Source organism: Bacteroides fluxus YIT 12057 (assembly GCF_000195635.1).
GTDB lineage: Bacteria > Bacteroidota > Bacteroidia > Bacteroidales > Bacteroidaceae > Bacteroides > Bacteroides fluxus.
The window spans coordinates 1-1325 of the sequence record NZ_GL882664.1 but is presented as its reverse complement, the minus strand read 5'-3'; the positions used below and the strand labels follow the sequence as shown (position 1 = coordinate 1325).

Annotated in this window: 1 protein-coding gene; it reads right to left on the bottom strand. The window is 44.2% G+C overall.

The window, feature by feature from the left end; translation table 11 throughout:
- Positions 1-80 precede the first annotated feature (80 nt).
- On the bottom strand, positions 81-1325 hold a 1245-nt coding region (tnpC, locus tag HMPREF9446_RS18395), incomplete at its 5' end, for an IS66 family transposase (RefSeq protein WP_009125965.1).

Here is a 1325-nt window from a genome sequence, read left to right as displayed (position 1 = left end):
GTAAGCACTCACTGTGTGGCTATACTGCCCGTAAAGGTATTGTAGCCCACTTTGAGTTGTATTTTTGATTACTAATTAAGTTATTTTGCAATATTCATTGGCAGAAGTGCCATATAATCCGTTTCTCCGGATACTAATTTACGTAAAACATCCGCAATATATTTAACAGGACGAAGCCCGTTCATTTTGCAGCTTTCAATGATTGAGTAAATCAAGGACGTATTTTTAGCCGCCCGCTCCGAACCGCAGAACAAATAGTTCTTTCTACCCAGGCAAACAGGCTTCATCATACGCCCGGCGGTGTTGTTGTCAATCTCCGCCTGACCGTTGTTCACATAACGGCATATAGCCTCCCATTCGTTCACCGCATAACGAACCGCCTTGATGAAAAGATTAGCTGCAAAGCCCTCGGTCTCGTCAAATATCGGTTTAAGGAATTGCCACAATTGGGATAATAGGGGAAGAGAGCGTTGCCGTCGTTCAAAGACACGTTCTTCTTCGGATAAAAGATGAATCCGGCAATCCGTTTCTATCCAATAAAGTTCAGAAATCAAACGGATTATTTCCACCGAACGGTGATCCGTATTCAAAGCATCCACAAACTTGCGGCGCACATGAGCCATACAACCGTAACGGGTGATTCCTTTTCGATGACGGTCAAATAACTTGTAAACATTGTAACCGTCAGTGGTGATACTGCCGAAGAAATTCCTGAAAAACTTCTCGGCAACGGTCATGCTGCGGCTGCCCTGGTCGTACAAATAGTAAGCGACCTTCAATGCAGGGTTCTTGATGCCCCAAATGTATTTCTTACGATATTCGAACTTACCGGTCGACTTGTTAAAGACCTTGACTTGTTCAGTGGTTTCATCACAAAAAAGAAAACTTCCCTCAGTCAGCAGGACACTGCGTAAGGGAGCGTCAAGCTTGTCAAGTTCCCGGATATGTCTGTGAACCCAGCTCAAGACTGTAGAAGAAGAGAAATCCGCGTCAACATCCTTGAAGCGGTCGACCACACGTTCCAAAGACATGCTGTATTGATACTTGTCAACCAGTATCTGAGCAATCATATCAATATCTACATGATAGCCGGGAAGGACATTCTCAAAAGGATGCAAAGTATCATGCGCTTCATCAGCCTTGTAATAATTAGAAACAGCACCCTCTTTGTCGATCAGACGAAGCAACTCAAAAACATGCTTGGTAACGCTCCAATCCAGTTTATAAAGAATCCAGTGGCGGACATCAATCTTGCGGGCATCTGAAGGGATACCGCTTTCATCACAATAATGCATCACCACATTATTCACACGGGTGGAACGCTT